Here is a 23,963-nt window from a genome sequence, read left to right as displayed (position 1 = left end):
AATCCCGAATGCCGTCCTGGTTCCCTTGGGTTTTGCGCCTGCCTGCGTTAAGGGCGGCGGATGGATGTCACGGGGCTTCGCGTCGCGCTCTTCAGCGGCAATTACAATTATGTGCGCGATGGCGCGAACCAGGCGCTCAACCGCTTCGTCGCCTATCTGCTGCGGCAGGGCGCGGCGGTGCGCGTCTATTCGCCCACCACGGACAGCCCGGCCTTCGATCCGGCGGGCGATCTGGTCAGCGCGCCGTCGGTGCCCGTGCCCGGCCGCCGCGAATATCGGATTCCCTACCGCATGTCGGGCGCCGTCCGCCGCGACCTGAAGGCCTTCCGCCCGAACCTCGTCCATGTGTCCAGCCCCGATCCGCTCGGCCATCGCGCCGTGGCCTGGGCGCGCCGCCACGGGCTGCCGGCGGTCGCCTCCGTCCACACGCGCTTCGAAACCTATCCGCGCTATTACGGCCTCGCCTTTCTGGAGCCGGTGATCGAATCGCTGCTCCGCCGCTTCTACCGCCGCTGCGACGCCATCGTCGCCCCGTCCGAATCGATGGCGCAGCTCCTGCGCGAACAGCGAATGAGCTATGATGTCGGCATCTGGACCCGCGGCATAGACCGGGACATCTTCCATCCCGGCCGCCGCGACATGGCGTGGCGCCGGTCGCTCGGCATCGCGGACGACGAACCGGTGATCGGCTTCATCGGCCGCCTGGTGATGGAAAAGGGCCTCGACGTCTTTTCCGACACGATCGATCATCTGGCGGCGAAGAATGTGCGGCACAAGGTGCTGATCGTCGGCGAGGGGCCGGCGCGGGAATGGTTCGCGAACCGCCTGCCCAACGCCGTCTTCACCGGATTCCAGAAGGGCGCCGACCTCGGCCGCGCCGTCGCGGGCATGGACATGCTGTTCAACCCCAGCGTCACGGAAACCTTCGGCAACGTCACGCTGGAGGCGATGGCCTGCGGCCTGCCCACCGTCGCCGCCCGCGCCACCGGCAGCGAGAGCCTTGTCACCGACGGCGTCACCGGCCGCCTGATCCGCCCCGGCGCGATCACCGCCTTTGCCGACGCGCTGACCGTCTATTGCACCGATCCCGCCACCCGCTCCGCCGCCGGCGCGGCCGCCATGGGGCAGGCGGAACATTATGGCTGGGATCAGGTGAACCAGGCGCTGGTCGACACCTATATCCGCATCATCCGCCAGCGCGAACATGGCGCGCTGGTCCGGTCGAGCCCTGTTCCCTGAACGCAAAAGCCTTCCTATATCACAGGCGATGGCCGATCTTTTCGCCCCCGACGATCTCCCCCCTGTCCCAGCCGAAGCGCCGCTGGCCGACAAGCTGCGCCCCCGCGCGCTGGCGGACGTCGTCGGGCAGGATCATCTGACCGGACCGGATGGCGCGATCGGCCGCATGGTCGCCGCCGGCCGGCTCTCCTCGATCATCCTCTGGGGCCCGCCGGGCACGGGCAAGACCACCATCTCCCGCCTGCTGGCGGATGCCGTGGGCATGCGTTTCGAACCGATCTCCGCCGTCTTCTCCGGCGTCGCCGACCTCAAGAAGGTCTTTGCCGCCGCAAGGGACCATGCCCGGCGGGGCGAAAAGACACTGCTCTTCGTGGATGAGATCCACCGCTTCAACCGCGCGCAGCAGGACAGCTTCCTCCCCTTCGTGGAGGATGGCACCGTCACCCTGGTCGGCGCGACCACCGAAAATCCCAGCTTCGAACTCAACGCCGCGCTCCTCTCCCGCGCGCAGGTGCTGATCCTGCGCCGCCTCGACGCAACCGCCCTCGAACAGCTGCTGGAACGCGCCGAATCGCTGATGGAACGCCCCCTGCCGCTCGACGACGACGCCCGCGAAGCCCTGCTCGCCAGCGCCGACGGCGACGGACGCTTCCTGCTGAACCAGGTGGAGACCCTCTATTCCATCGACGTCCCGCAGCCGCTCGATCCGGCGGGCCTTTCCGCCCTGCTCCACCGCCGCGTCGCGGTTTATGACAAGGACCGGGAGGGTCATTACAACCTCATCTCCGCGCTCCACAAAAGCCTGCGCGGTTCCGACCCGCAGGCCGCGCTCTATTATCTCGCCCGCATGCTGACCGCGGGCGAGGAGCCGCTCTACGTGCTGCGCCGCCTCGTCCGCTTCGCCGTGGAGGACATCGGCCTTGCCGACCCGCAGGCGGTCGTCCAGTGCCTCGCCGCCAAGGACAGCTACGACTTTCTCGGCTCCCCCGAAGGCGAACTCGCCATCGTCCAGGCCTGCCTCTATTGCGCCACCGCGCCCAAGTCCAACGCCGCCTACAGCGCCATGAAATCCGCCTGGAGGTCCGCCCGCGAGACCGGCTCGCTCATGCCGCCGCAGAACATCCTGAACGCCCCGACCAAGCTCATGAAGACCATCGGCTATGGCAAGGGCTATCAGTACGACCATGACGCGCAGGACGGCTTTTCCGGCGACAATTACTGGCCCGAGGAAATGCAGCCCCAAAGCTTCTACGCCCCCACCGAACGCGGCTTCGAAGCCCGCATTGCCGAACGCATGGCCTATTGGGACCGCCTGAGGGCCGAACGCCGCCCGAAATGACCCCCCGCTTCGCCCGCTATGCGGTCATCGACTGGTCCGGCGCAAAGGGATCGCGCCACAAGGGCATAGCCGTCGCCCTGTGCGAAGCCGGCGATGCGGCGCCCCGGCTCCAGCATCCGGACGGCGGCGGCCTCTGGTCGCGCCGCGCCGTCGCGGACTGGCTTGTCCGCACCGCGGCCAAAGCCCCGACCCTGTTCGGCTTCGATTTCAGCTTCGCCCCGCCCTATGTCGCGCGCCGAAGCTATCTGCCCGGCGACGACGTGCCCGCCACCGGCCCGGCCTTCTGGGCCTATGTCGACGGCATTTGCGCGGACGAGGATCTGGGCGCCGCCAGCCTGCTCGAACGCACCCACCGGCGGCATTTCTATTTCGGCAAGGCCGACGGCATCAAGGCGGACTATATGCACAACCGCGCCTGCGAGGCGCATTACAACGCGCAAGGCGGCAGTAAGTCCTCCACCGTCTATGACGCCATCGGCGCGGCGCAGGTCGCCAAGGCCAGTTTTTCAGGGATGCGCCTGCTCCACCACGTCCATCCGCACGTCCCCGTCTGGCCCTTCGACCCGCCGCCCAGGATCGGCTCGCTGATCGTGGAAATCTACACCAGCATCGCCGCGCGCGCCGCCGGACGCCCCAAGGGCAGGGCCAAGATGCGCGACCTCCCGGCGCTGAACGACGCGCTATTCGCCGTCGGATCACAACCGCACATGGGCCTTCCCCCCGACGACCATGGCGCCGACGCGATCCTGACCGCCGCCTGGCTCCGCCGCGCGGCCCCCCGCCCCAGCCTGTGGAACCCTGCGCCGCTCGACGAAAAAATCGCCGCAACAGAGGGCTGGACGTTCGGCATCATCTGATAGTAAGGCGCTCCCCGTCCGAAACGGATGGGCCGGCTTAGCACAGCGGTAGTGCAGCGGTTTTGTAAACCGAAGGTCGGGGGTTCGATCCCCTCAGCCGGCACCATGACTTCCAGAACCGTTCATGCCGGGGTGAGGCTGGACGAAGCCGAAGTCCCCTGTCGAAACATTCCGCGCAGCCCGAACCGACAGGTTCTGATTCCACGCCACCTGCCCTATACTCGCCCGATGGCATATCGACGCCTGAAAAACTGGGCCCGCGCGCTGAAGGTCGAGATCATGGCCCTGTGGCTCGCCGCCCGCGACAGCCGCACGCCCCCGGCCGCAAAGCTCGTCGCCGCCGCCGTCGCCGCCTTCGCGCTCAGCCCGGTCGACCTCATCCCGGACTTCATCCCGATCCTGGGCTATCTGGACGATCTCATCATCCTGCCGCTCGGCATCGCCCTGGCGATCCGCCTCATTCCCGCGCCGCTGATGGCGCAGTTCCGCACCGAAGCGCAACGCCTGTCGGACCGTCCCAAAAGCCGCACGGCAATGGCGGTCATCCTCCTGATCTGGCTTGCTTCGGGTCTGGCGCTGTCACTGTACGCCGCCCACTGGATCGCCCATCGCGCCCGCTGATCATGTTTCAGAGCGCGACCTGCGCAATCTGACGCAGCGCGCCCTGACGCCCCAAAAACAAAATGGGGGCCGGCATTTCTGCCGGTCCCCACTTCCGTCGCGTCTCTCGATCCGCTTCTCTTTCAAGATGCGATCATCGGACTCGGCGTGCGATAGGTCCGCCTCAAAGGCTTTGCTATCGTGTCGGCTCCGTTTGCCCGGCCGGTCGGCCGTTCTCCCGCAGCCTGTCCTCTTTATTCGATGCCCGACGTTCACTTTCGCGCGTGCACGGCACCGTCTATTGAGAACCATCGGATTTCCGCATTTTCCTTCCGGTCCATGCTTCTTTCCCGACGCTCGAAAATCCCTTCAAGTCGCTGATTTCTCATCGACTTTGGCATCCAGATCGCTCTGTCTCCCGGTCTTTCCGATAAGAGGATGCTCTCACCAAAAGCGAGTCGCTCAAAGCGGAATCTTGCACCCTGAAGACCGCCTCGCGCTAAAGCTGTGGATAAGTGTGGATAATTTTTCCGCACGGTTCAGCCGCCCGGCGACCAGCCTCGCGGCGCCAGCGTGAAGCCGGAAAATTCAAAGCCCGGCACGACCACGCAACTGACCAGCGTCCATCCGCCCATCGGCCGCGCCGCCTGCCAATGATGGGCCGGGACCAGCCCTTGCGGCTGCTGCCCCGCCAGCACGTCCCCGCCCAGCAGCATGTCCCGTGCAGCCCCTCCTTCGTCCGCGATCGACAGGGTGAGCGGCGCCCCGGCATGCCAGAACCAGTGCTCGACGGCGTCGACCCGGTGCCAGTGCGAAGCCTGATGCGCCTCCAGCAGGAAATAGATCGCGGTCCCGCCTGCCCGTTCGCCCGCTCCGGCCGCCGCCCGCCAGCTTTCCCGAAACCATCCCCCCTCCGGATGCGGCGCAAGGTCGAGAAGCCGGATCAAAGCCCCCGCTGCCGCTTCATCGCAACCGTCCATCGCCCTGCCTCAAAATTTATGCCCGGAAAAACAACATGATGCGTCGTTGTCGCAGGTTCATGCAACCTCCATCAATATGCGCGGGTTGAACGATCAAAGCACGTCTTTTGGAGGAGAAAAAATGCGTAAAGCCCTTATGGCCATGGCCGCCGTCTCGCTGGCCATTCCCGCTTCGATGGCGATCCCGACGGATGGCGCCAACGCCCGCCGCCATTATCAATATCGCGAATGGCGCGGCCGCGACGGCCGCATGTACTGCCGCAAGTCCAACGGCACCACCGGCCTGATCGTCGGCGGCGTGGGCGGCGCTCTGGTCGGCCGCGCCATCGACACCCGCGGCGACCGCGCGACCGGCACGATCCTGGGCGCCGCCGGCGGCGCGCTGCTCGGCAAGGAAATCGACAGCAAGCGTCGCTGCCGCTGACAGGCGCGAAAAAGGGCGGCTTCCGATGGGAAGCCGCCCTTTTTTCATGTCTTCAAGACATTCAAGGCTTATTCGGCAGCCGCGCCGCGCGCCTCATCGACCTTGAAGGCCACCGACTGACCGCCGGAAACGCCCGACACGCGGCCATTCTTGACCGACAGGTTGAAGGCGACGGCGTCGGGATAGCGACGGCCCGAAATCACCTTGCCGGTCTTGGTGTCCTTGACGTCATACACATAGGTGTAGCCCTCGTGCGTGAACTTCTGCTTGGCAGCGTCTTCGGCATGGGCGGGAGCGTTGGCGGCGCCGGCGGCGAACAGGGCGGAAAGGACAAACTTGGACAGCATTCGCATGGGTAAACTCCTTGTGAATGCCGATCAAACACCTCTGGAATATTCTTTTCTGTTGATGCCGATTTATGGTGCGCCGCGCTAAAACGACAATCGCAAACAAAGGCGAAACGATTGCATTTCCCGCAACCGCCAACTCAACCCTTTGATAAATCAAGGATATGCTTGAATTCCGCCGCCGTCAGCGGGGACACGGAAAGGCGCGATTGGCGTATCATCACCATATTGGCCAGCTTCGGATCGGCCTTCATCGTCTTCAGCGTGACGGGCTTGGCGAACTTTTCCTTCGGCGCCACATGCACGGCCACCCACTTGCCCGTACCGTCCGTGCTGTCGGGCGCGGCTTCCTCGACGATCTCCATGATGCCGACCGCCTCGACCCCGATATTGCTGTGGTAGAAGATCGAAAGATCGCCCTTGCGCATCGCCTTCATATGGCCTTGCGCTGCATGATTTCGCACCCCGTCCCACTCCGCCTTCCCCTTTGCGGCCAGATCGTCGTAGGAAAAGGCGTCGGGTTCCGATTTCATCAGCCAATAGTTCATGGCTTCTCCTTGCATCAGCCGCGAAGGACGATCAAGGATGCGCGCATGGCCCGGCGGCGCCAGGACGGCGCGCCAGGGCGGGTCCAGTTGAATTTCGGAGAATCACGTGTCGCAATCCCTGCTGGGACAAGTGCCTGTCCTGTCCTTGGGCAATATGGAAAGGGCCGACTTCGCCGCCGCCTTCGGCGGCTCCTTCCAGCGCTTCGGCTTCGCCATGGTGAAGGACCATGGCATGGACCCGGCGCTGATCGACCGGGGCTGGGCGCTCGCCCGCCGCTTCTTCGCCCTGCCGGAGGAGGCAAAGCGCCGCTACGACGCCCGATATAATGGCGGCCAGCGCGGCTACACCGCCTTCGGCGTGGAAATCGCCAAGGGCGCGAGCGAGAACGACCTCAAGGAATTCTGGCATGTCGGTCGCGACCTGCCCGAGGGCGATCCGCTGGCGCAAAGCATGCCGCCCAATGTCTGGCCGGACGAGCTGCCGGAATTCCATGAGACGTTCACGCGCCTCTACGCTGAATTCGACCGCGTCGGCGCCGAACTGCTGTCCGCCATCGCCCTTTATCTGGGGCTGGAGGAGCGCTGGTTCGACAAGCCCATCGAAAACGGCAATTCGATCCTGCGCCTGCTCCATTATCCGCCCGTCTCGCCGGAAGCGCCGGGCATCCGCGCCGGCGCGCATGAGGACATCAACCTCATCACCCTGCTGCTGGGCGCCGAGGAAGGCGGGCTGGAACTCAGGGACCGGGACGGCAACTGGCTGCCCGTGGTTCCGCCGCCGGGCGCGCTCGCCATCAATGTGGGCGACATGCTCCAGCGGCTGACCAACCATCGCCTGCCCTCGACCAGCCACCGCGTCGTCAACCCGCCGCCGGAACGGCGCGGCCATTCGCGCTATTCCATGCCCTTCTTCCTGCACCTGCGGCCGGACTTCCTGATCGACGCCCTGCCCCAATGCGTCGATGCGGCGCATCCCCGCCGCGACCCGCCCATAACCGCGCACGACTATCTGACCGAACGGTTGCGGGAAATCGGCCTGATCAAGGGGTAGCGACGGGAATGACGGGCTCCTGCCCCGGGGCAGGAGCCCGCCCGCCATGTCCTGACCGGCGATCGGTTCCGATCGCCCGGAAACCGCCTTATCTCCGTCCGCGCCCCATGGTGATCCCGATCTCCTCGCCCTTCTCGCTGAGGGCGAGCTTCACGATCTTCACCTCGACATGGGTCACCTTGTCGTCCTGGAGGAAGATCGTCTCGATGATATGATCGGCCACCGCCTCGATCAGCGTGAAATGCTGTCCTTCCGGCAGGGCCGCGGTCGCGGCATGTTTCAGGTCCATGTAATTTTTGGACCGGGACAGCGGCGTGTCGGGATCGTAATGATCCGCGATCTTCAGCCGCGCCCTGATCGATATGCGCAGCGGTTGCGGCAGGTGCGTCTCCTCCGAATAGATGCCGGTCAGGACATCCACGTCCAGATTATTCACCTCCAACGTCAGGAAATCGTCAAATCCGCTGTTCATAGCTCGCCACATTCAGGCCGTCCCTGCCGCGGGCCGGCCCCAGTTTAGACTTTTATTTTGCGAGCCACGCGCTAAAGCCCGCCGCTCTCGGCGCGTCCATGCGCCATTGAGGACGGATCGGCAAGACGTGTCTGTGATAGTGCCCCTCAACATGATGTCGCGGAACGCGATCGAGCAACTGCTTGACGCGGCCTTCGGCCCTGACCGGCACGGTCGCACCGCCTATCTGATTCGCGACGGCATGCCCTGGCTGCCCGAACTCTCCTTCGGCATGCGGGATGGGGAGGGCAGGCTCATCGGCTCCCTGCAAAGCTGGCCCGTCGCGCTCGCCCATGAAGACGGCAGCCGGACGCCGCTCATCATGGTCGGGCCCGTCGCGGTGGACCCCGCGGTGCAGGGCGCGGGCCACGGCCGCGCCCTGATGGACGCGGTCGTCGCGGCCGCCCGCGCGCGGCGAAGCGATCCGCTGATGATGATCGGCGATCCGGAATATTATGGCCGCTTCTGGGGCTTTTCGGCCGAAGGCACCGGCGGCTGGGACTGCCCCGGCCCGTTCGAGCCGCGCCGCCTGTTGGCGCTGTCGGTCGACGGTAGGCCGATAGGCGGCACGGGCATGCTGGGTCCGCGCGCCACCGTCCGCGCCTGAAATTTCCCTTTTGCCTTCGCGCCCAAGCGCCCCTATCTCCGCCCCATGCCGATGGAGCCGCCCCCCGATCTTTCCAGCCTGTCCCTCAGCGATGTCGCGCGCCTGCTGGCGGAAAAGCGCCTTCCGCCCGTGGAGAAGTGGAACCCCGACCATTGCGGCGACAGCGACATGCGCATCGCCCGCGACGGCACCTGGTTCCATCAGGGCTCGCCCATCGGCCGCGAAGCCATGGTCCGCCTCTTCTCCACCATCCTGCGCCGCGAACCCGACGGCAGCCACGTCCTGGTCACGCCCGTGGAGAAACTCTCGATCGAGGTGGAGGATGCCCCCTTCATCGCCGTCGAGCTCAAGAGCGAAGGCGAAGGCCGGGCGCGCAACCTCGCCTTCCGGCTCAACACGGGCGACCTGGTCGCCGCCGGCCCGGACAATGCCCTTGTCCTGCGCGAAACGCCGGACGGGCCGCATCCCTATCTCCATGTCCGCGGCGGGCTGGAGGCGCTGATCGCCCGCAGCGTCTATTATGAACTGATGAACCTGGCGCTGGACGAAGGCGCCCAACCCATCGGCCTCTGGAGCAACGGCGCCTTCTTCGCGCTGGACGGATCGGCATGACCCTGGCGGAACGGCTGCGGACCGCCCTCAGGCAGGGACATGAGCGGGAGGTCGGCCTGATACCCTCCGACACCCGCGACCCCCGGATCGACGGCGACATCCTGCTCTCGCCCGCGGCCGTGCTGGTCGCGATCACCGACCGTCCCGAACCCGGACTGATCCTGACCCAGCGCTCCGCAGGACTGCGCCAGCATGCCGGACAGGTCGCCTTCCCCGGCGGACGGGTCGACGACGACGACCCCGACGAAATCGCCGGCGCCCTGCGGGAAGCGCAGGAGGAGATCGGCCTCCCTCCCGGCCTCGTCGACATCATCGGCACGTCGGACCGCTATCACACCTTCACCGGCTTCGACATCGTCCCCGTGCTCGGCGTGATCCCGCCCGACCTTCCCCTCTCCCCCCGCGAAGCGGAGGTGGCGGACCTGTTCGAACTTCCCCTCTCCTTCGCCCTCAATCCTGCCAACCGGATCAGGAAATCGATAGATTATCAGGGTGTTGAAAGGCATTATTACGAAATATTCTGGGAAGGACGCCGCATCTGGGGCATCACCGCCGCGATCCTCGCCAATCTGTCGCGCAGGCTAGGCCATGACCAGCCTGCTGCCTGACGCCGACTGGCGCCATCGCCCCGGCCTGGACGCGCTGCTGAGGGCGCTCGGCGCGGAACAGGGCCTCGCCCGCTTCGTCGGCGGCGCCGTTCGCGACGGCCTTCTGGGCCTGCCGGTCAACGACCTGGACATCGCCACCGTGCTGGAGCCGCAGTCGGTCATCGACCGCCTCAGGGCCGCCGGGATAAAGGCCGTGCCCACCGGCATCGACCATGGCACGATCACGGCGGTGATCAACGGCTGGCCGGTGGAGATCACGACCCTCCGCCGCGACGTCAGCACGGACGGCCGCCGCGCCACCATCGCCTATACCGACGACTGGCGCGAAGACGCCGCCCGGCGCGATTTCACGATCAACGCGCTCTATGCCGACCCCCTCACCCACACCATCACGGACTTCTTCGGCGGCGTCGCCGATCTCCGCGCGCATCGCGTCCGCTTCATCGGAGAGGCAAGCGCCCGCATCGCGGAGGATCATCTCCGCATCCTGCGCTATTTCCGTTTCCTCGCGCGCTTCGGCCATGACGAACCGGATGTGGAGGCCTATGCCGCCTGCCGCGACGCCGCCAACAGCCTGATGGCCCTTTCGCGCGAACGCATTGCGGACGAACTGCTCAAACTGCTCGCCCTGCCCGGGCCGCTCGCCTCGCTCCGGCTCATGGTCGACGGCGGCATATTGCTGCCCGTCCTGCCGGAGGTCGACCATGACGGACTGACCCGCCTGTCCATGCTGATCGAGCGGGAGGCCGCCTCCGGCACCGCCCCTGCAGCCCTGCGCCGCCTGGCGGCCCTGCTTCCGCCGGACCCGCGCGCCGCCGATCAGGTGGGCGCCCGGCTCAAATTGTCCAACAAGGCCCGCAAGCGCCTGACCGCCGCGCTGGCAGGCGCCGCCACCGGCGCGACCCCCCGCGCCCTCGCCTTCCGGATCGGCGTGGAAGGGGCCATCGACCGTATCCTGATCGATCCCTCGGCTCCGCTCGACGGCCTGAAGATGCTCGCGGACTGGGCCCCGCCGCGCCTGCCGCTGGGCGGCGGCGCCCTGATCGCGCGGGGCCTTCAGCCCGGCCCGGACGTGGCGAAGGCGCTGGCCGAGGTTCAGGACATCTGGGTGGCGGAGGATTTTCCCGACGCAGCCCGCGTCTCGGAAATCGCGGATCAGACCGTTTCGAAATTCCAGCGCGCCCGCCAATAGTCATAGGCGTCGCCCTCCGCCATCGGCCGCGCGAAATAATAGCCCTGCCCCTGCCAGCACCCCAGATTCTGCAACGCATGGGCCAGTTGCTGCGTCTCGATCCCCTCGGCCGTGACATGCAGCCCCAGCGATTCGGCCAGCGACAGGATGGTGCGCACCATGATCTCCTTGTCCCGGTCCTCCAGCATGGATGTCACGAAACTGCGGTCGATCTTCAATATGTCGATGGGCAGGCTGTGCAGGCTCGCCAGGTTGGAATAGCCGGTGCCGAAATCGTCCATGGCGATCGGCATGTGCAGGTCCTTGAGCGCGAACAGCAGCTTCCGCGCCTTTTCGGGGTCCGCCACGATGGCGCTTTCGGTCAGTTCCGCCGTCAGCCGCTTGCCCGAAATGCCCGCATAGCGCAGCGCTTCCTCGAACATGGATGCGACATCGTCCCGCGCCATCTGGATCGGGGAAAGGTTCACATTGACGCCCACCGGCAACGCCTGGCCGAATTTCGCATCCCACCGGCTGAGCGCCTGCGCCGCCTCATAGGCCGCCCAGCGGCCCAGCGGCGTGATCAGCCCGCTTTCCTCCGCCACGGCGATGAACTCGGCGGGCGACACATGGCCCAGTTCTTCATCCTCCCACCGCGCCAGCGCCTCGAAGCCGGTGATTTCACCCGTCTGCAGGTGGATCAGCGGCTGGAAGGCCAGGGTCAGCCCCCCCTGGGCCAGCGCATCGCGCAGCCGGCTCTCGACGGAAAATCGCCGCTGCGCCTCCTTCAGCACGCCGTTGCGGTAGATTTCCACCTTGCCGCTGCGCTTGGCGATCTTCACCGCGGCCTGCGCCTTGCGCACCACATCCTCGGGGTCTTCGGTCAGGCTGGTCGACAGGGCGCAGCCGATCGCGCAATCGACCCGGATTTGCAGATCGCTCAGCCTGATCGGATAGCTGAGCGAGTCCCGGATGCGCTGAACAATATGAAGAGCGTCCGACAAACCATTGTTAAGCCTGGCGAAAATCGCAAAGTCGTTGCCGCCGATGCGCGCCAGCACATCGCCCTGCCGCAGGCTGGACTTCAACCGCTTGGCAACCGTGATCAGCAACTCGTCGCCGGCCATCGGGCCCAGGGATTCATTGACCCGGCTGAACCGGCTCAGATCGATGGCGAGGATGCCGAACTGCGCATTGTCCGGCCAGGGCGCGTTGGTCAGCCGGTCCTCGATCTCCTCGCCAAATCCCGTGCGGTTGGGAAGCGCGGTCAGGCCGTCGGACAATAATTCCCGCCGCAGGTTCTTCTCGATGGTGCGGTCGCTCGTCCGGTCGAGTGCGGTGAACAGGAACAGATTGGGTTCGCCATCCGGTTCGGGCAGCCGCCCGACGGTGCAGTAGAAATATTCGGGCCCCAACATGCCGTCGCGGCGCAGTTCGAAACCTTCCGAATCGCGCCCGGACAGGACGCTCTGCACGATCCGCCTGCGCCATTCGGCCGCATGGGGCCGTTCGGCTTCGGCCGGGTTGCTGCAGGTGAAGCAGTTTCCGAACGGCGCATTGGTCGCCACCATGGACAACCTGTTGTCTTCGAAGGAGAATGCAGCCGCCGGATAAGGCAGCGCAGCCAGCCAGTCCGCTATCGCCACGCGATGGGAAAGATGCGCGTCATCCTGCCCCAGAAGGAGCTGGATGTCCGGCATTTCGGTCGGCCGATCACGCATCGACATGGCTTCCATAGGCCCGGCGATAGGCCCAAAGGGTAAATTTTCGGGAAACGACATTCCCGATTCCAGCGCGATAGTAACGAAAAAATCAGCTTCTCAGAACCGGTTATCGCGCGGGAAGCCCGTGGGCGGCATGCGCCCGGCCGCGCCCCTGGCGACGCGCCATGGCGTCATGTCGGCTTCCGTGCGCACCCGCCCCGTTCCGCCACCCATGGCCCAGCTCAGCCCGTCGGACAGGCGGAAGGCGATGGCATCGGACAGCCCGCCGTCGCGATAGCGCTGCATCTGCACGCCCTGACCGCGCGCCATGCGCGGCATTTCAGTGAGCGAGAAGACCAGCAGCTTGCGGTTTTCGCCCATCACGGCGACGCTGTCCGCCTCCGGCGCGATGGGATGCACGACGCTCAGCTTCGCGCCGGTCCGCACATTGACGACCTGCTTGCCCTTGCGCGTTTCGGCGATCACATCCGCCACCGCCGCCACGAAGCCGCGCCCGTCCGAGGATGCAAGCAGCAGTTCGCCACCTACCCGCGCAGGCAGCAGGGCGACGATATTGCCGGTGCCGTCCATGTCGACCAGCGACCGGACCGGATCGCCAAAGCCGCGCCCGCCGGGCAGCTTGTCCGCGCCCAGCGTGAAGACGCGCCCGGTCTCCGTCGCCAGCAGCAGCTTGTCGGTGGTCTGCGCGTGGAAGGCGATCATCGGACCGTCGCCTTCCTTGAATTTCAGCGTGTCCGCCGAAGCAAGGTCGCGATGCCCGCTCATCGCCCTGATCCATCCGCGCTCGGACAGGATCACGGTGATCGGCTCCTTCTCGATCATCGCCTCCAGCGGGATTTCCCGCGCCGGCGCCGCCTCCTCGACCAGCGTGCGCCGCCGGCCGAAATCGCTCTCGGACGAGTAGCGCTTGCGAAGGTCCGCCAGGTCCTTCTTCAGCCGCGTCCGCTGCCGCGCCGGGCTTTCCACCAGCTTTGTCAGCTCGTCGCGTTCCTTCAGCAGTTCCGAATGCTCGCGCCGCAGCTCCATCTCCTCCAGCTTGCGCAGGGACCGCAGCCGCATGTTCAGGATCGCCTCGGCCTGCCGGTCGTTCAGGCCGAACTCGGCCATCATCACCTCTTTCGGCTCATCCTCGGTCCGGATGATCTCGATCACCCGGTCAAGGTTCAGATAGGCGATGATATAGCCGTCCAGCAGCTCCAGCCGCGCCGCGATCTTGTCCAGCCGGTGCTGGGCGCGCTTCACCAGCACGTCGATCTGGTGCTTCAGCCATTCGACGAGGACCGTCTTCAGCCCCAGCACCCTTGGCGTGCGCGTCGCGTCCAGCACGTTCAGGTTCAGCGGAAAGCGGTTTTCCAGATCGGTCAGCCGGAACAGGCTGTCCATCAGCACGTCCGGGTCGACGGTGCGGGCGCGGGGTTCGATGACGATGCGGATCTCGGTGTCGCTCTCGTCGCGCACATCGGCCAGGATCGGCAGCTTCCTGTCGTTGATCAGCGCCGCGATCTGCTCGATCAGCTTGGACTTCTGCACCTGGAAGGGGATCTGCGTGACCACCGCGACCCATGTGCCCCGCCCGCCATCCTCCTTGTGCCAGCGGGCGCGGGTTCGAAACGATCCCCGCCCCGTCGCATAAGCCTCTGAAATGATGGAAGCGCTGTCCACCAGCACGCCGCCGGTCGGAAAGTCCGGGCCGCGCACGATCCGCATCAGCTCGGCATGCTCGGCGTCCGGATTGTCGATCAGCAGGCTGGCCGCATCGATCAGTTCGGCGACATTATGCGGCGGGATGCTGGTCGCCATGCCGACCGCGATGCCGGTGGCGCCATTGGCCAGCAGATTGGGGAACAGGCCGGGAAACACCTCCGGCTCCTGATCCTCGCCATTATAGGTCGGGCGGAATTCGACGGTGCCTTCGTCCAGCCCGGCCATCAGGTCGGCGGCGGCCTGCGTCAGCCGCGCCTCGGTATAGCGCATCGCCGCCGCATTATCGCCGTCGATATTGCCGAAATTGCCCTGCCCGTCGACCAGCGGCGTGCGCAGCGAGAAATCCTGCGCCAGACGCACCATGGCGTCATACACCGACGCGTCGCCATGGGGGTGATATTTGCCGATGACGTCGCCGACGACGCGGGCGCATTTCTTGTACGGCGTGGTGTTGCGCGCCGGATTGGCGACCAGCAAGTCGGGCGAAGCCCCGCCCGGCTCCATCCGCAGCAGCCGCATCGCCCAGAGCAGCCGCCGGTGCACCGGCTTCAGCCCGTCGCGCAAATCCGGCAACGACCGCGCCGTGATGGTGGAGAGCGCATAGACGAGGTAGCGCTGGGACAGCGCATCGTCGAACGGGTGATCCTTGATAGCGTCGAACGGGTCGCGAAATTCGGTCATCGCAACGGGGAATAGCAGCGCCGCGACAAAACGGAAACGGGGTTTAATCCCCCTGCTCCTGCGAAGGCACTCGAAGGAGACAAGTGGCTCATGAGAGCCCGGTTCAGCCGTCGCCCTTTCACGCCAGGCAGCATGGACAAATGCAAGACCCGCCGGACTGAGCGATCCGGGTAGAAAGCGGACATTCCCCCTCCCGCAGGCGGGAGGGGGCTAGGGGGTGGGCTGGCGCGACATCAGCGTGAATTTTCAACGGCTAAGTCAGAAGCTCGCTAAGCTCGCGCCCACCCCTAACCCCTCCCGTTTACGGGAGGGGAAGGTCTTGAATCGGCCATTTCCCGACATTCCGAATTCACCCACGCGACCTAGGGCAGAACTGGTTTCCCGCCTCCGCAGGAACAAGCGACATCAACTCCTATCACCGCGGCAAAAACCGCGCCTCCGGGTCCGCCGCGATCTCCCGCGCGAACTCCGCGCCGATCCAGTCGCGAAAGGCCTTCACCTTGGCGGTGTTGCGGGCATGGGGCGGATAGACCACCCAATAGCTCGCCCGTTCCCGGACATAGGATGGCAGGGCCTCCACCAGCAACCCGGCCTCCACCTCGGTCTTCCACAGGAAGGGATTGACGATGGCCACGCCCTGCCCCGCCATGGCGGCGCGCCCCTCCATCACCTGGGAATCGAGCGCGATCGCGGGCGGCAGCCCCTTGCCGTCCGCTTCCACCCCCATGGCGGCGAACCATTCATGCCACCACATGTCGTCCGGCGACAGGCGCGGCATGGCGTGCAGCGCCCGCGCATCGGCTATCGGCCCGTTCGCCGCCAGCCATGACGGGCTGCACAGCGGCGCCAGCCGGTTGTGGGTCAGCAGCTTCGCCTCCAGCCCCGGCCAATCGCCCCGCCCGCCCCGCACCGCCACGTCCACGCCGTCGCGGGCGAAGTCCACCACCCGGTCGGTCGCGTCGATCCGCACGGCCAGCCCCGGCTGGCGCATCTGGAACGTGCCGATGCGCTGCGCCAGCCACAGATGCGCGAAACTGTTGGTGCAACTGATCGTCAGGATCGTCGAATGGTCCTGCGTCAGCGCGGCGAACCCTTCCCGCATCTGGTCGAAGGCGCGGGACAGGATCGTGGCGATCTCCCGCCCCTTGTCGGTCAGCGCCACTTTCCGCCCCGCCCTCTGGAACAGGCTGATGCCCAGCCGCTCCTCCAGCAATTTCACCTGATAACTGACGGCCGCCTGGGTCATCCCCAGCTCCTGCGCCGCAACCGTGAAATTCTCCAGCCGCGCGGCGGCCTCGAACACGCGGACGGCGGATAGGGGCGGCAACTGGCTCATCCGCCATGGATAAGCCAGCCTTATGATTCGCGTCCATCCTTTTGTTGGCCGCCCCACCGGAAAAGAGCGATAGGAATTCCCACGAAACGAAATCCATTCTCCGGATCATTCATGGAAAAGGAGCCTTGCCATGCACTTGTCCAAGGACGCCCGGCTGTCCCCCAACGGCCACGAAGCCGCCCGGAATCGCCCCGGCCTGATCGCCGCCATCATGCAGGCCTTCTGCGCGCTCCACCGCATCGCCTGGTCTGCCCCCTGGATCGAGGAACGGCGATGAAGCCCCTCGAAAATCGCGAACATGGTGCGACGGGGGTTGCACAATCCGCGCCACACGCCAACTTGCGCGCGTGTCCGATTCCCGCCTTTCCCCTGTTCCCGATCTTCCCCCTCCGCCGCCCCGGCTGCTGACAGGGGCCGCACTGTTCCTCGACTTCGACGGAACGCTGGCCCCGATAGCCGATACGCCCGACGGCGTGGAGGTCGATGACGATCTGCTCGCCCTGCTCGGCCGTCTGCGCGACCGGCTGGATGGGCGGCTTGCCATCGTCAGCGGCCGATCCATCGCGACGCTGCGCGATTTCGGCTTCGGGCAGTTCCTGCTCGCCGGCACCCATGGGCTGGAACTGGCGGAACCTGGCCGCCCCGTAGAAGCGCCTGCCCGCCTCCCCGCGATCAATGAGGCGGAGGCCGCCTTCCAGACCTTCGCGGCCGGAAAGGCCGGCGTCCTCGTAGAACGCAAGACGATCAGCGTCGGCCTTCATTTCCGCGGCGCCCCGCAATGGGGCCGGGAAGCAGGCGATCTGGCCGCCAGCCTGGCGGATCGGCTCGACCTCGCGCTCCAGCCGGGCAAGATGCTCTACGAACTGCGTCCCGGCGGCGCCGACAAGGGCAGCGCCGTCCGCACACTGATGCGCCGCGCACCCATGGCCGGCGGCACGCCGCTGTTCATCGGGGACGACGTCACCGATGAGGAGGGCTTTGCCGTCGCACGCGATCTGGGCGGCTCCGGCATTCTCGTCGGCGTGCCCAGGGCGACGCTCGCCGCATTCTCTTTGGAACAGGTTGCCGCCGTCAGGCATTATCTTGCCCAGGGGGTCGCTGGCACCGACTGATCCGATGGTCCGGCGCCCCTGTCGTGCACGAACAAGGGGGACGGACCGATAGAAACGCAGAAAAACGACCTTCCGGGCGGGGATGAGCGCACGCTCGACCTGTGGCCCATCGGCAATTGCCAGGCATCGGCGCTGATCGACCGGGCCGGGCGGATGATATGGGCCTGCGTCCCCCGCGTCGACGGCGATCCCGTATTCTCGGCACTGCTGGACGATGCCGCCTGGGACCAACCGGATTCGCGGGGCTTCTGGGCCATAGAGCTGGAGAACTGCGCCCGGATCGAGCAGCATTATATCCGCAACACGCCTGTGCTGGTGACGCGTCAGACCGACGCGCAGGGCAATGCGATAGAGCTTTACGATTTCTGCCCGCGCCACAAGCATCAGGGGCGGATGTACCGCCCCGTCGCGTTCGCCCGCGTCGTCCGGCCCGTATCGGGCAGCCCGCGCATCCGCGTCAGGCTGCGCCCCACCACCTCCTGGCATTCGGAAAAGGTGCCGATCAGCTATGGCTCCAACCATATCCGGCTGGTGCTGTCCTACATGGCGATGCGCATGTCCACCAATGCGCCCATCGGCCTGATTTCCCAGGAAAGCTGGTTCCGGTTGGAACATGACATGCATTTCTTCCTGGGGCCGGACGAGAGCTTTTCCGACGCCCTCCGCCCCGCGGTGGAGCGGATGCTGGACGACACGATCCACGAATGGCAGATCTGGGTGCGAAGCCTGGCCATTCCGGCCGAGTGGCAGGAGGCGGTGATCCGTTCCGCCATCACGCTCAAGCTCTGCCAGCATGAGGAGACCGGCGCCATCGTCGCCGCGCTGACCACCAGCATCCCCGAACATGCCGACAGCGGCCGCAACTGGGACTATCGCTACTGCTGGATCAGGGACGCCTATTATACGGTGGAGGCGCTGAACCGGCTGGGCGCGCTGGACGTTCTGGAAAGCTATCTCGTCTATCTCCGCAACATCGTCGACGGCGCGCGGGGCGGCCATATCCAGCCGCTCTACGACGTGCGCGGCAACGCCACGCTGGAGGAGCGGGAGGCGCAGAACCTGCCCGGCTATCGCGGCATGGGGCCGGTGCGCGTCGGCAATGCCGCCTATTCCCAGGTACAGCACGACGCCTATGGGCAGATCGTCCTCTCCTCCGTTCAGGGCTTCATCGACCAGCGCCTGCTGCGCATGGCGGGGCTGTCGGACTTCGAAGCGCTGGAGGCCGTGGGCGAGCGCGCCTGGCAGGTCTATGACAAGCCCGATGCCGGCCTGTGGGAACTGCGCACCCGCGCCCATGTCCACAGCTACAGCGCGGTGATGTGCTGGGCGGCGTGCGACCGCCTCGCCCATGCGGCAGCCGCCCTTGGGCTGCCGTACCGCGAAGTCCATTGGCGCGAGCGGGCGGAAATCATGAAGGCCCGCATCCTCCAGTCGGCCTGGCGGACGGACAGCAACGCCATCTCCGCCAATTTTGAGGACGATGCGAGGGACGCCTCCCTGCTCCAGCTGATCGACCTGCGCTTCCTGACGGCGGACAATCCCATGTTCATCGGAACGCTGAAGGCGCTGGAAAAGGACCTGCGCCGGGGCAACGACATGCTGCGCTACAGCGCGCCGGACGATTTCGGGGAGCCGGTCACCGCCTTCAACGTCTGCACCTTCTGGCTGATAGAGGCCCTGCATCGGACCGGCCGCAGCGAGGAGGCGCGCGCCCTGTTCGAGGAGATGCTGTCCCGCCGCACCGCCGCCGGTCTGCTTTCCGAAGACATCGATCCCGTCACCGGGGAATTGTGGGGGAACTATCCCCAAACCTACTCATTGGTCGGCATCATCAATTGCGCCGTGCTCTTGAGCAAACCGTGGAGCGTGATGCGATGAAGCGCTTGGCATGGAGGCGCTTGGCATGAGCCGCCTGATAGTCATTTCGAACCGGGTCAGCCGCCCGACCAAGAACGGCAACCAGGGCGGCCTGGCCGTCGCGCTTTCCCAGGCGCTGCGCGAAAGCCGCGGCATCTGGGTCGGCTGGTCCGGCGAGATCACGGAGAATTTCACCGGGCAGATCGGCTTTTCGGAGGATGAAGGGGTCAAGACCGCGACCATCGACCTGGAGGAGCAGGATGTCGACGAATATTATAATGGCTATGCCAACAAGACCCTCTGGCCGCTGTTCCACTTCCGGATAGACCTGGCCGAATATGCGCGCGATTTCGAAGGCGGGTATAACCGCGTCAACCAACGCTTCGCGGACACGACCAGCCCGCTGATCGAACCGGAAGACATCATCTGGGTCCAGGATTACCACATGATCCCGCTCGGCCGGATGCTGCGCGACCGGGGCCATGACAATCGCATGGGCTTCTTCCTGCACATCCCATGGCCGCCTACCCGGCTGCTGGTGTCGCTGCCCCACCACAGCAAGCTGGTGCAGGCGCTTTTCGCCTATGATGTCGTGGGGTTCCATACCGAGGAATGGCTGGAATCCTTCCGCCATTATGTCGAACGCGAAATGGGCGGTTCGGTGGACGGCGATTTCGTGACGCTGGGCAAGCGGACGATTCAGGCGATCGCCTGCCCCATCGGCATCAACGCGCAGGAATATGCCAGCGCCGCCGTCAGCGATGCGGCCAAGGACATGTATGAAAAGGTCCGCCGGTCGCTGCAGGATCGCGCGATGATCGTGGGCGTCGACCGTCTGGACTATAGCAAGGGACTGGAGGAACGGTTCAACGGCTACGCCCGCTTCCTGAAGGATCATAGCGAACAGCATCGCAACGTCGTCCTGACGCAGATCGCCCCGCCTTCCCGCGGCGAGGTGGAGAGCTACCAGCAGATCCGCGCAACCCTGGATGCGCTCGCCGGCCGCATCAACGGGGAATATAGCGATGTGGACTGGACCCCGATCCGCTACGTCAATCAGGGCTATCCGCGCGACAAGCTGGCCGGCATCTACCGCGCGGCGAAGATCGGGCTCGTCACGCCGTTGCGCGACGGCATGAATCTGGTCGCCAAGGAATATGTCGCCGCGCAGAATCCGGACGATCCAGGCGTCCTCATCCTGTCCCGCTTCGCCGGCGCCGCCCAGCAGCTCAAGGACGCGCTGCTGATCAATCCCTATAGTCCCGAGGAGATGTCCGACGCCATCACCCGCGCGCTCTCCATGCCGCTGGACGAGCGCAAGCGGCGATGGCGCGCCATGATGGACAGTGTCGAAAAGCAGGACATAAGCTGGTGGCGGCAGCGCTTCACGGAACGGCTGATGGCGGTCCAACGCAATGGCGAGGTGAAACAGGAGGCGCAACCGGCTTAACTTTCCCGCCAGCGCCGCTACAGTCGGACCGATGGATGATGAGGAAGAAGCGGGCGGCGCCCTGGCCGCCATTCGCGCCAGATCGGGCGTCATATTGGGCGTGGTCGGCCTTCTGGCCTGGCTGGCGCTGATCTGGTTCATGTTCGGCGACGTGCTGTAGCGGGCTCCCTCGCCCGAACTCGCCCATTTGCACCCCCGCCCCTTTTGGTCTAAGGGCCAGCCCAAGCAGCCCCGGCACCCGCTGATCCTTCCCGATTCGCGTTTGCCGGGGCACATTCTTTATTGGGAAGACAGGAACCGCATATGGCCCGTCGCCGCCAGATCTACGAAGGCAAGGCAAAGATCCTTTATGAAGGCCCCGAGCCGGGTACGATCATCCAATATTTCAAGGATGACGCGACCGCCTTCAACGCCCAGAAGAAGGGCACGATTTCGGGCAAGGGCGTGCTCAACAACCGGATTTCCGAGCATATCTTCACCCTGCTCGGCCAGATCGGCGTTCCTACCCACTTCATCCGCCGCCTCAACATGCGCGAACAACTCGTCCGTCAGGTGGAAATCGTGCCGATCGAGGTGGTCGTGCGCAACGTCGCCGCAGGTTCGCTCAGCAAGAAGCTGGGGATCGAGGAGGGAACGCAGCTTCCCCGCACGCTCATCGAATATTGCTACAAGGACGACGCGCTGGGCGACCCGCTGGTGTCCGAAGAGCATATCGCCTGCTTCGGATGGGCCAGCCAGGACGAAATGCACGACATTGCCGACATGGCGATCCGCATCAACGACTTCATGTGCGGCCTGTTCGCGGGCATCGGCATTCGCCTGATCGACTTCAAGCTGGAATTCGGTCGCCTGTGGGACGGCGACTATAGCCGCATCATCCTGGCGGACGAAATCAGCCCCGACGGTTGCCGCCTCTGGGACATGGCGACCGGCGAGAAGCTGGACAAGGACCGTTTCCGCCGCGATCTGGGCGGCGAAGTCGAGGCATATCAGGAAGTCGCCCGGCGCCTGGGCCTGATGCCGGAGGGCGTGGATACCACCGTCCTCGACCTCGACACCCATCGCAAGAAGCGCAGCAAGGACTGATGGGAATCCGGACGCGCGGCTCAGGCGAGCAGCGCGTCCGCTATCAGCTTGATCCCCAGCAACACCATCAGCACATAGATCAGCGTGTAGAAGCGGGCAGGATCGAAGCGCCGCACCAACGCCACGCCGGCCATGGTCGACACGACGGCAAGCGGGATCAGCATCGCCGTCGCCAGCAGGTTCGCTTTGGTGAACTGCCCCAGGGCGGCATAGGCCGGCACCTTCATCCAGTTCGTCACCGCAAAGGCGATCGCGGTCGTCCCCACCAGAACGTCGCGCGACAGGCGCTTGGGCAGAACCCACATCTGGAAGGGCGGCGCCCCGGCATGCGCGATCTGGCTGGTGAAGCCGCTCGCCACGCCGAGCAGCACGCCCACCCATGAGGGCGAGGTCGACGGCAACATGATCGCGCCGCCCCGCTCGATCCAGAGCCGATGCAGGCCGAACAATGTCGAAATCAGGCCCAGCACGCCCATCACCGCGATTTCGGACACGCGGGCCGCGAAAAAATAGCCCAGCCCCACCCCGGCCGCCATGCCGGGCAGCATGACCTTAAGGACATGCCGGTCCCAGCTATGCCGGAACGACCAGACGCCGACCACATCCTGCAGGATCAGAATGGGCAGCATGATCGCCGCTCCCCGCACGGGATCGACGCCCAGGGCGAGTATCGGCATGGCCAGCGCGCCAACCCCGGCAAATCCGCCCTTGGCAAGGCCCGACAGGATCACCGCGCTTATGGCGCAGGCATAATAGAGATAATCCGGATTCATGGCGCTCCGCCTAAAGCAAGGCGGCCCGTTGGGGGAGCATCTTTTTTGCGGCGTTTGGCGCCTGCGCGTCAACTATGCGCGCGATAGCCGATCAGGACGCCGAAGGTGAAGGTCGCCAGAAGCGCCAGCTGAACCCGGCCATGGGGATCGTCATAGCCCATGACCTGCTGACCGAAGGCGAAAAGCCCCACGAACATCGCCAAAGCAAGACCGGCCATGCGAAAATCCTTCCCTCTGCGGGATGGATAACGCCATGGCCGCTAACAAAAGCATAATGCCTTGCTTGCCGGGCGCTCCGGGACTAGAGGGCTGGACGATTCAAATGATCGCCAGTCCTCCGGTTTTCACGGCTTGCGCATTCTGCAGGCAGAATGCCCTGGGGGTGCGCGAAAGCCTGTTTTACGGAGTTCCACACTCATGAAAGCCCGCATCTTCGTCACCCTCAAGGGCGGTGTCCTCGACCCGCAGGGCAAGGCGATCCATCACGCGCTGGAAGGCCTTGGCTTCGGCGGCGTCAATGATGTGCGCGCGGGCAAGCTGATCGAACTGGACCTGGCCGACGGCACCAGCGACGAGGACATCGACGCCATGTGCCGCAAGCTGCTGGCGAACACGGTGATCGAAAACTACCGCATCGAAAAGGCCTGAGCCATGAAGAGCGCCGTCATCGTCTTTCCCGGCAGCAATTGCGACCGCGACCTCGCCGTGGCGTTCGAGACGGCGACCGGGACAAGGCCTGCCATGATCTGGCACCGCGACACGGAACTGCCTGACGATCTCGACCTGATCGGCGTGCCGGGCGGCTTTTCCTATGGCGACTATCTGCGTTCCGGCGCGATGGCGGCCCGTTCGCCGGTGATGCAGGCAGTGGCGAAGGCGGCGGATCGGGGGGCCTATGTGCTGGGCATCTGCAACGGTTTCCAGGTGCTGACGGAGAGCGGGCTGTTGCCCGGTGCGCTGCTGCGCAATGCGGGCGGGCATTTCGTCTGCCGCGACGTGGCGCTGACGGTCGAGAATGCGCAGAGCGCCTTCACCAGCCGCTATGAAGCTGGCGAGGCGATCAGCTTTCCGGTGGCGCATCATGACGGCAATTATTTTGCCGATGCGCAAACGCTGGACCGGCTGGAAGGCGAAGGCCGCGTGGCGCTGCGCTATGCGGAGAGCGTCAACGGATCGGCGCGGAACATCGCGGCTATCCTGAACGAGGCCGGCAATGTGCTGGGCATGATGCCGCACCCGGAGCGGGTGATAGAGCCGGCCCATGGTGCGACCGATGGCCGACGGCTGTTCGAAGGACTGGTGGAAGGGCTGCTTGCCCGGGCCTGAAAACCAAGGGATATGGCCCG

At 65.6% G+C, this 23,963-nt stretch carries 27 protein-coding genes and 1 tRNA gene; 19 read left to right on the top strand and 9 right to left on the bottom strand.

Going from position 1 to position 23,963, the window contains the following annotated elements; translation table 11 throughout:
* Positions 1 to 60: 60 nt before the first annotated feature.
* From EGM87_RS03545 to EGM87_RS03525, 5 genes are all read left to right on the top strand, one after another.
* Entirely contained in the window at positions 61 to 1,239 is a 1,179-nt protein-coding gene (locus EGM87_RS03545; protein WP_137709847.1) for a glycosyltransferase family 4 protein, read from the top strand.
* A 28-nt stretch (positions 1,240 to 1,267) separates the two neighbouring features.
* Positions 1,268 to 2,578 (top strand): replication-associated recombination protein A, encoded by a 1,311-nt coding sequence (locus EGM87_RS03540; RefSeq protein ID WP_137709848.1) that lies wholly within the window; start codon positions 1,268 to 1,270, stop codon positions 2,576 to 2,578.
* The gene (locus EGM87_RS03535) at positions 2,575 to 3,435 is read left to right on the top strand and encodes a hypothetical protein (RefSeq protein ID WP_137709849.1); all 861 of its coding nucleotides are present in this window, start codon (positions 2,575 to 2,577) and stop codon (positions 3,433 to 3,435) included. The genes EGM87_RS03540 and EGM87_RS03535 overlap by 4 nt, the downstream gene beginning before the upstream one ends.
* Before the next feature lie 31 nt (positions 3,436 to 3,466).
* A tRNA-Thr gene (locus tag EGM87_RS03530) sits at positions 3,467 to 3,541 on the top strand.
* Between the two features lie 122 nt (positions 3,542 to 3,663).
* Positions 3,664 to 4,056: a YkvA family protein gene (locus tag EGM87_RS03525; protein WP_137709850.1), complete on the top strand. Its 393-nt coding sequence runs from the start codon at positions 3,664 to 3,666 to the stop codon at positions 4,054 to 4,056.
* Between the two features lie 518 nt (positions 4,057 to 4,574).
* Here the strand turns inward: EGM87_RS03525 and EGM87_RS03520 are convergent.
* Positions 4,575 to 5,015: a cupin domain-containing protein gene (locus tag EGM87_RS03520; RefSeq protein ID WP_048578243.1), complete on the bottom strand. Its 441-nt coding sequence runs from the start codon at positions 5,013 to 5,015 to the stop codon at positions 4,575 to 4,577.
* A 121-nt stretch (positions 5,016 to 5,136) separates the two neighbouring features.
* On the opposite strand from EGM87_RS03520, the gene EGM87_RS03515 reads away from it, so the two are divergent.
* Complete coding sequence (locus tag EGM87_RS03515) at positions 5,137 to 5,439, top strand: glycine zipper 2TM domain-containing protein (protein WP_025551246.1); 303 nt, start codon at positions 5,137 to 5,139, stop codon at positions 5,437 to 5,439.
* A 68-nt stretch (positions 5,440 to 5,507) separates the two neighbouring features.
* On the opposite strand, the gene EGM87_RS03510 is transcribed toward EGM87_RS03515, so the two are convergent.
* Positions 5,508 to 5,786 (bottom strand): hypothetical protein, encoded by a 279-nt coding sequence (locus tag EGM87_RS03510; protein WP_025551248.1) that lies wholly within the window; start codon positions 5,784 to 5,786, stop codon positions 5,508 to 5,510.
* 140 nt (positions 5,787 to 5,926) lie between these two features.
* Positions 5,927 to 6,334: an EVE domain-containing protein gene (locus tag EGM87_RS03505; protein WP_099185827.1), complete on the bottom strand. Its 408-nt coding sequence runs from the start codon at positions 6,332 to 6,334 to the stop codon at positions 5,927 to 5,929.
* A gap of 106 nt (positions 6,335 to 6,440) precedes the next feature.
* On the opposite strand from EGM87_RS03505, the gene EGM87_RS03500 reads away from it, so the two are divergent.
* Entirely contained in the window at positions 6,441 to 7,385 is a 945-nt protein-coding gene (locus EGM87_RS03500; RefSeq protein WP_048578245.1) for an isopenicillin N synthase family dioxygenase, read from the top strand.
* Positions 7,386 to 7,473: 88 nt separating this feature from the next.
* Here the strand turns inward: EGM87_RS03500 and EGM87_RS03495 are convergent, their stop codons facing one another.
* Entirely contained in the window at positions 7,474 to 7,857 is a 384-nt protein-coding gene (locus EGM87_RS03495; RefSeq protein ID WP_025551250.1) for a dihydroneopterin aldolase, read from the bottom strand.
* A gap of 127 nt (positions 7,858 to 7,984) precedes the next feature.
* Between EGM87_RS03495 and EGM87_RS03490 the strand changes: the two genes are divergently transcribed.
* The 4 genes from EGM87_RS03490 to EGM87_RS03475 are packed head-to-tail and all read left to right on the top strand — an operon-like array spanning position 7,985 to position 10,915.
* The gene (locus EGM87_RS03490) at positions 7,985 to 8,503 is read left to right on the top strand and encodes a GNAT family N-acetyltransferase (protein ID WP_044661986.1); all 519 of its coding nucleotides are present in this window, start codon (positions 7,985 to 7,987) and stop codon (positions 8,501 to 8,503) included.
* A 45-nt stretch (positions 8,504 to 8,548) separates the two neighbouring features.
* Complete coding sequence (locus EGM87_RS03485) at positions 8,549 to 9,115, top strand: DUF1285 domain-containing protein (RefSeq protein WP_044661985.1); 567 nt, start codon at positions 8,549 to 8,551, stop codon at positions 9,113 to 9,115.
* The gene (locus tag EGM87_RS03480; RefSeq protein ID WP_137709851.1) at positions 9,112 to 9,723 is read left to right on the top strand and encodes a CoA pyrophosphatase; all 612 of its coding nucleotides are present in this window, start codon (positions 9,112 to 9,114) and stop codon (positions 9,721 to 9,723) included. Before EGM87_RS03485 ends, EGM87_RS03480 begins: the two co-directional genes overlap by 4 nt.
* The gene (locus EGM87_RS03475) at positions 9,704 to 10,915 is read left to right on the top strand and encodes a CCA tRNA nucleotidyltransferase (protein WP_137709852.1); all 1,212 of its coding nucleotides are present in this window, start codon (positions 9,704 to 9,706) and stop codon (positions 10,913 to 10,915) included. The genes EGM87_RS03480 and EGM87_RS03475 overlap by 20 nt, the downstream gene beginning before the upstream one ends.
* On the opposite strand, the gene EGM87_RS03470 is transcribed toward EGM87_RS03475, so the two are convergent.
* The 3 genes from EGM87_RS03470 to EGM87_RS03460 all read right to left on the bottom strand — a co-directional run bounded on the left by EGM87_RS03470 (position 10,879) and on the right by EGM87_RS03460 (position 16,339).
* Entirely contained in the window at positions 10,879 to 12,621 is a 1,743-nt protein-coding gene (locus EGM87_RS03470) for a putative bifunctional diguanylate cyclase/phosphodiesterase (protein ID WP_410483107.1), read from the bottom strand. The two genes, EGM87_RS03475 and EGM87_RS03470, sit on opposite strands and share 37 nt — an antisense overlap.
* A gap of 93 nt (positions 12,622 to 12,714) precedes the next feature.
* On the bottom strand, positions 12,715 to 15,003 hold the full coding sequence (gene parC, locus EGM87_RS03465; protein ID WP_171407189.1) for a DNA topoisomerase IV subunit A: 2,289 nt from the start codon (positions 15,001 to 15,003) through the stop codon (positions 12,715 to 12,717).
* Between the two features lie 415 nt (positions 15,004 to 15,418).
* The gene (locus tag EGM87_RS03460) at positions 15,419 to 16,339 is read right to left on the bottom strand and encodes a LysR substrate-binding domain-containing protein (protein ID WP_025551056.1); all 921 of its coding nucleotides are present in this window, start codon (positions 16,337 to 16,339) and stop codon (positions 15,419 to 15,421) included.
* Positions 16,340 to 16,469: 130 nt separating this feature from the next.
* On the opposite strand from EGM87_RS03460, the gene EGM87_RS03455 reads away from it, so the two are divergent.
* From EGM87_RS03455 to purC, 6 genes are all read left to right on the top strand, one after another.
* Complete coding sequence (locus tag EGM87_RS03455; RefSeq protein ID WP_165363363.1) at positions 16,470 to 16,616, top strand: hypothetical protein; 147 nt, start codon at positions 16,470 to 16,472, stop codon at positions 16,614 to 16,616.
* Between the two features lie 70 nt (positions 16,617 to 16,686).
* Positions 16,687 to 17,451, top strand: coding sequence for a trehalose-phosphatase (otsB, locus tag EGM87_RS03450; RefSeq protein WP_137709855.1), 765 nt, complete (start codon positions 16,687 to 16,689; stop codon positions 17,449 to 17,451).
* Positions 17,452 to 17,550: 99 nt separating this feature from the next.
* Positions 17,551 to 19,329 (top strand): glycoside hydrolase family 15 protein, encoded by a 1,779-nt coding sequence (locus tag EGM87_RS03445; RefSeq protein WP_262857396.1) that lies wholly within the window; start codon positions 17,551 to 17,553, stop codon positions 19,327 to 19,329.
* A 25-nt stretch (positions 19,330 to 19,354) separates the two neighbouring features.
* On the top strand, positions 19,355 to 20,758 hold the full coding sequence (otsA, locus tag EGM87_RS03440; protein ID WP_082166324.1) for an alpha,alpha-trehalose-phosphate synthase (UDP-forming): 1,404 nt from the start codon (positions 19,355 to 19,357) through the stop codon (positions 20,756 to 20,758).
* Positions 20,759 to 20,789: 31 nt separating this feature from the next.
* Complete coding sequence (locus EGM87_RS03435; RefSeq protein ID WP_262857224.1) at positions 20,790 to 20,918, top strand: hypothetical protein; 129 nt, start codon at positions 20,790 to 20,792, stop codon at positions 20,916 to 20,918.
* Between the two features lie 143 nt (positions 20,919 to 21,061).
* The gene (purC, locus tag EGM87_RS03430) at positions 21,062 to 21,844 is read left to right on the top strand and encodes a phosphoribosylaminoimidazolesuccinocarboxamide synthase (protein ID WP_137709857.1); all 783 of its coding nucleotides are present in this window, start codon (positions 21,062 to 21,064) and stop codon (positions 21,842 to 21,844) included.
* Positions 21,845 to 21,864: 20 nt separating this feature from the next.
* Here the strand turns inward: purC and EGM87_RS03425 are convergent, their stop codons facing one another.
* Both EGM87_RS03425 and EGM87_RS03420 read right to left on the bottom strand, forming a co-directional pair.
* On the bottom strand, positions 21,865 to 22,617 hold the full coding sequence (locus EGM87_RS03425; RefSeq protein ID WP_137709858.1) for a sulfite exporter TauE/SafE family protein: 753 nt from the start codon (positions 22,615 to 22,617) through the stop codon (positions 21,865 to 21,867).
* A gap of 68 nt (positions 22,618 to 22,685) precedes the next feature.
* Positions 22,686 to 22,835, bottom strand: coding sequence for a hypothetical protein (locus EGM87_RS03420; RefSeq protein ID WP_165363364.1), 150 nt, complete (start codon positions 22,833 to 22,835; stop codon positions 22,686 to 22,688).
* A 199-nt stretch (positions 22,836 to 23,034) separates the two neighbouring features.
* Between EGM87_RS03420 and purS the strand changes: the two genes are divergently transcribed.
* Both purS and purQ read left to right on the top strand, forming a co-directional pair.
* Positions 23,035 to 23,265 (top strand): phosphoribosylformylglycinamidine synthase subunit PurS, encoded by a 231-nt coding sequence (gene purS / locus EGM87_RS03415; protein ID WP_007682101.1) that lies wholly within the window; start codon positions 23,035 to 23,037, stop codon positions 23,263 to 23,265.
* Between the two features lie 3 nt (positions 23,266 to 23,268).
* Entirely contained in the window at positions 23,269 to 23,943 is a 675-nt protein-coding gene (gene purQ, locus EGM87_RS03410) for a phosphoribosylformylglycinamidine synthase subunit PurQ (protein WP_044661978.1), read from the top strand.
* Positions 23,944 to 23,963: the final 20 nt, after the last annotated feature.

Origin of the sequence: Sphingobium sp. RSMS, from assembly GCF_005406185.4 — a bacterium.
In the GTDB taxonomy this organism is placed as follows: domain Bacteria; phylum Pseudomonadota; class Alphaproteobacteria; order Sphingomonadales; family Sphingomonadaceae; genus Sphingobium; species Sphingobium fuliginis.
This window is presented reverse-complemented; position numbering and strand designations above follow the sequence as displayed.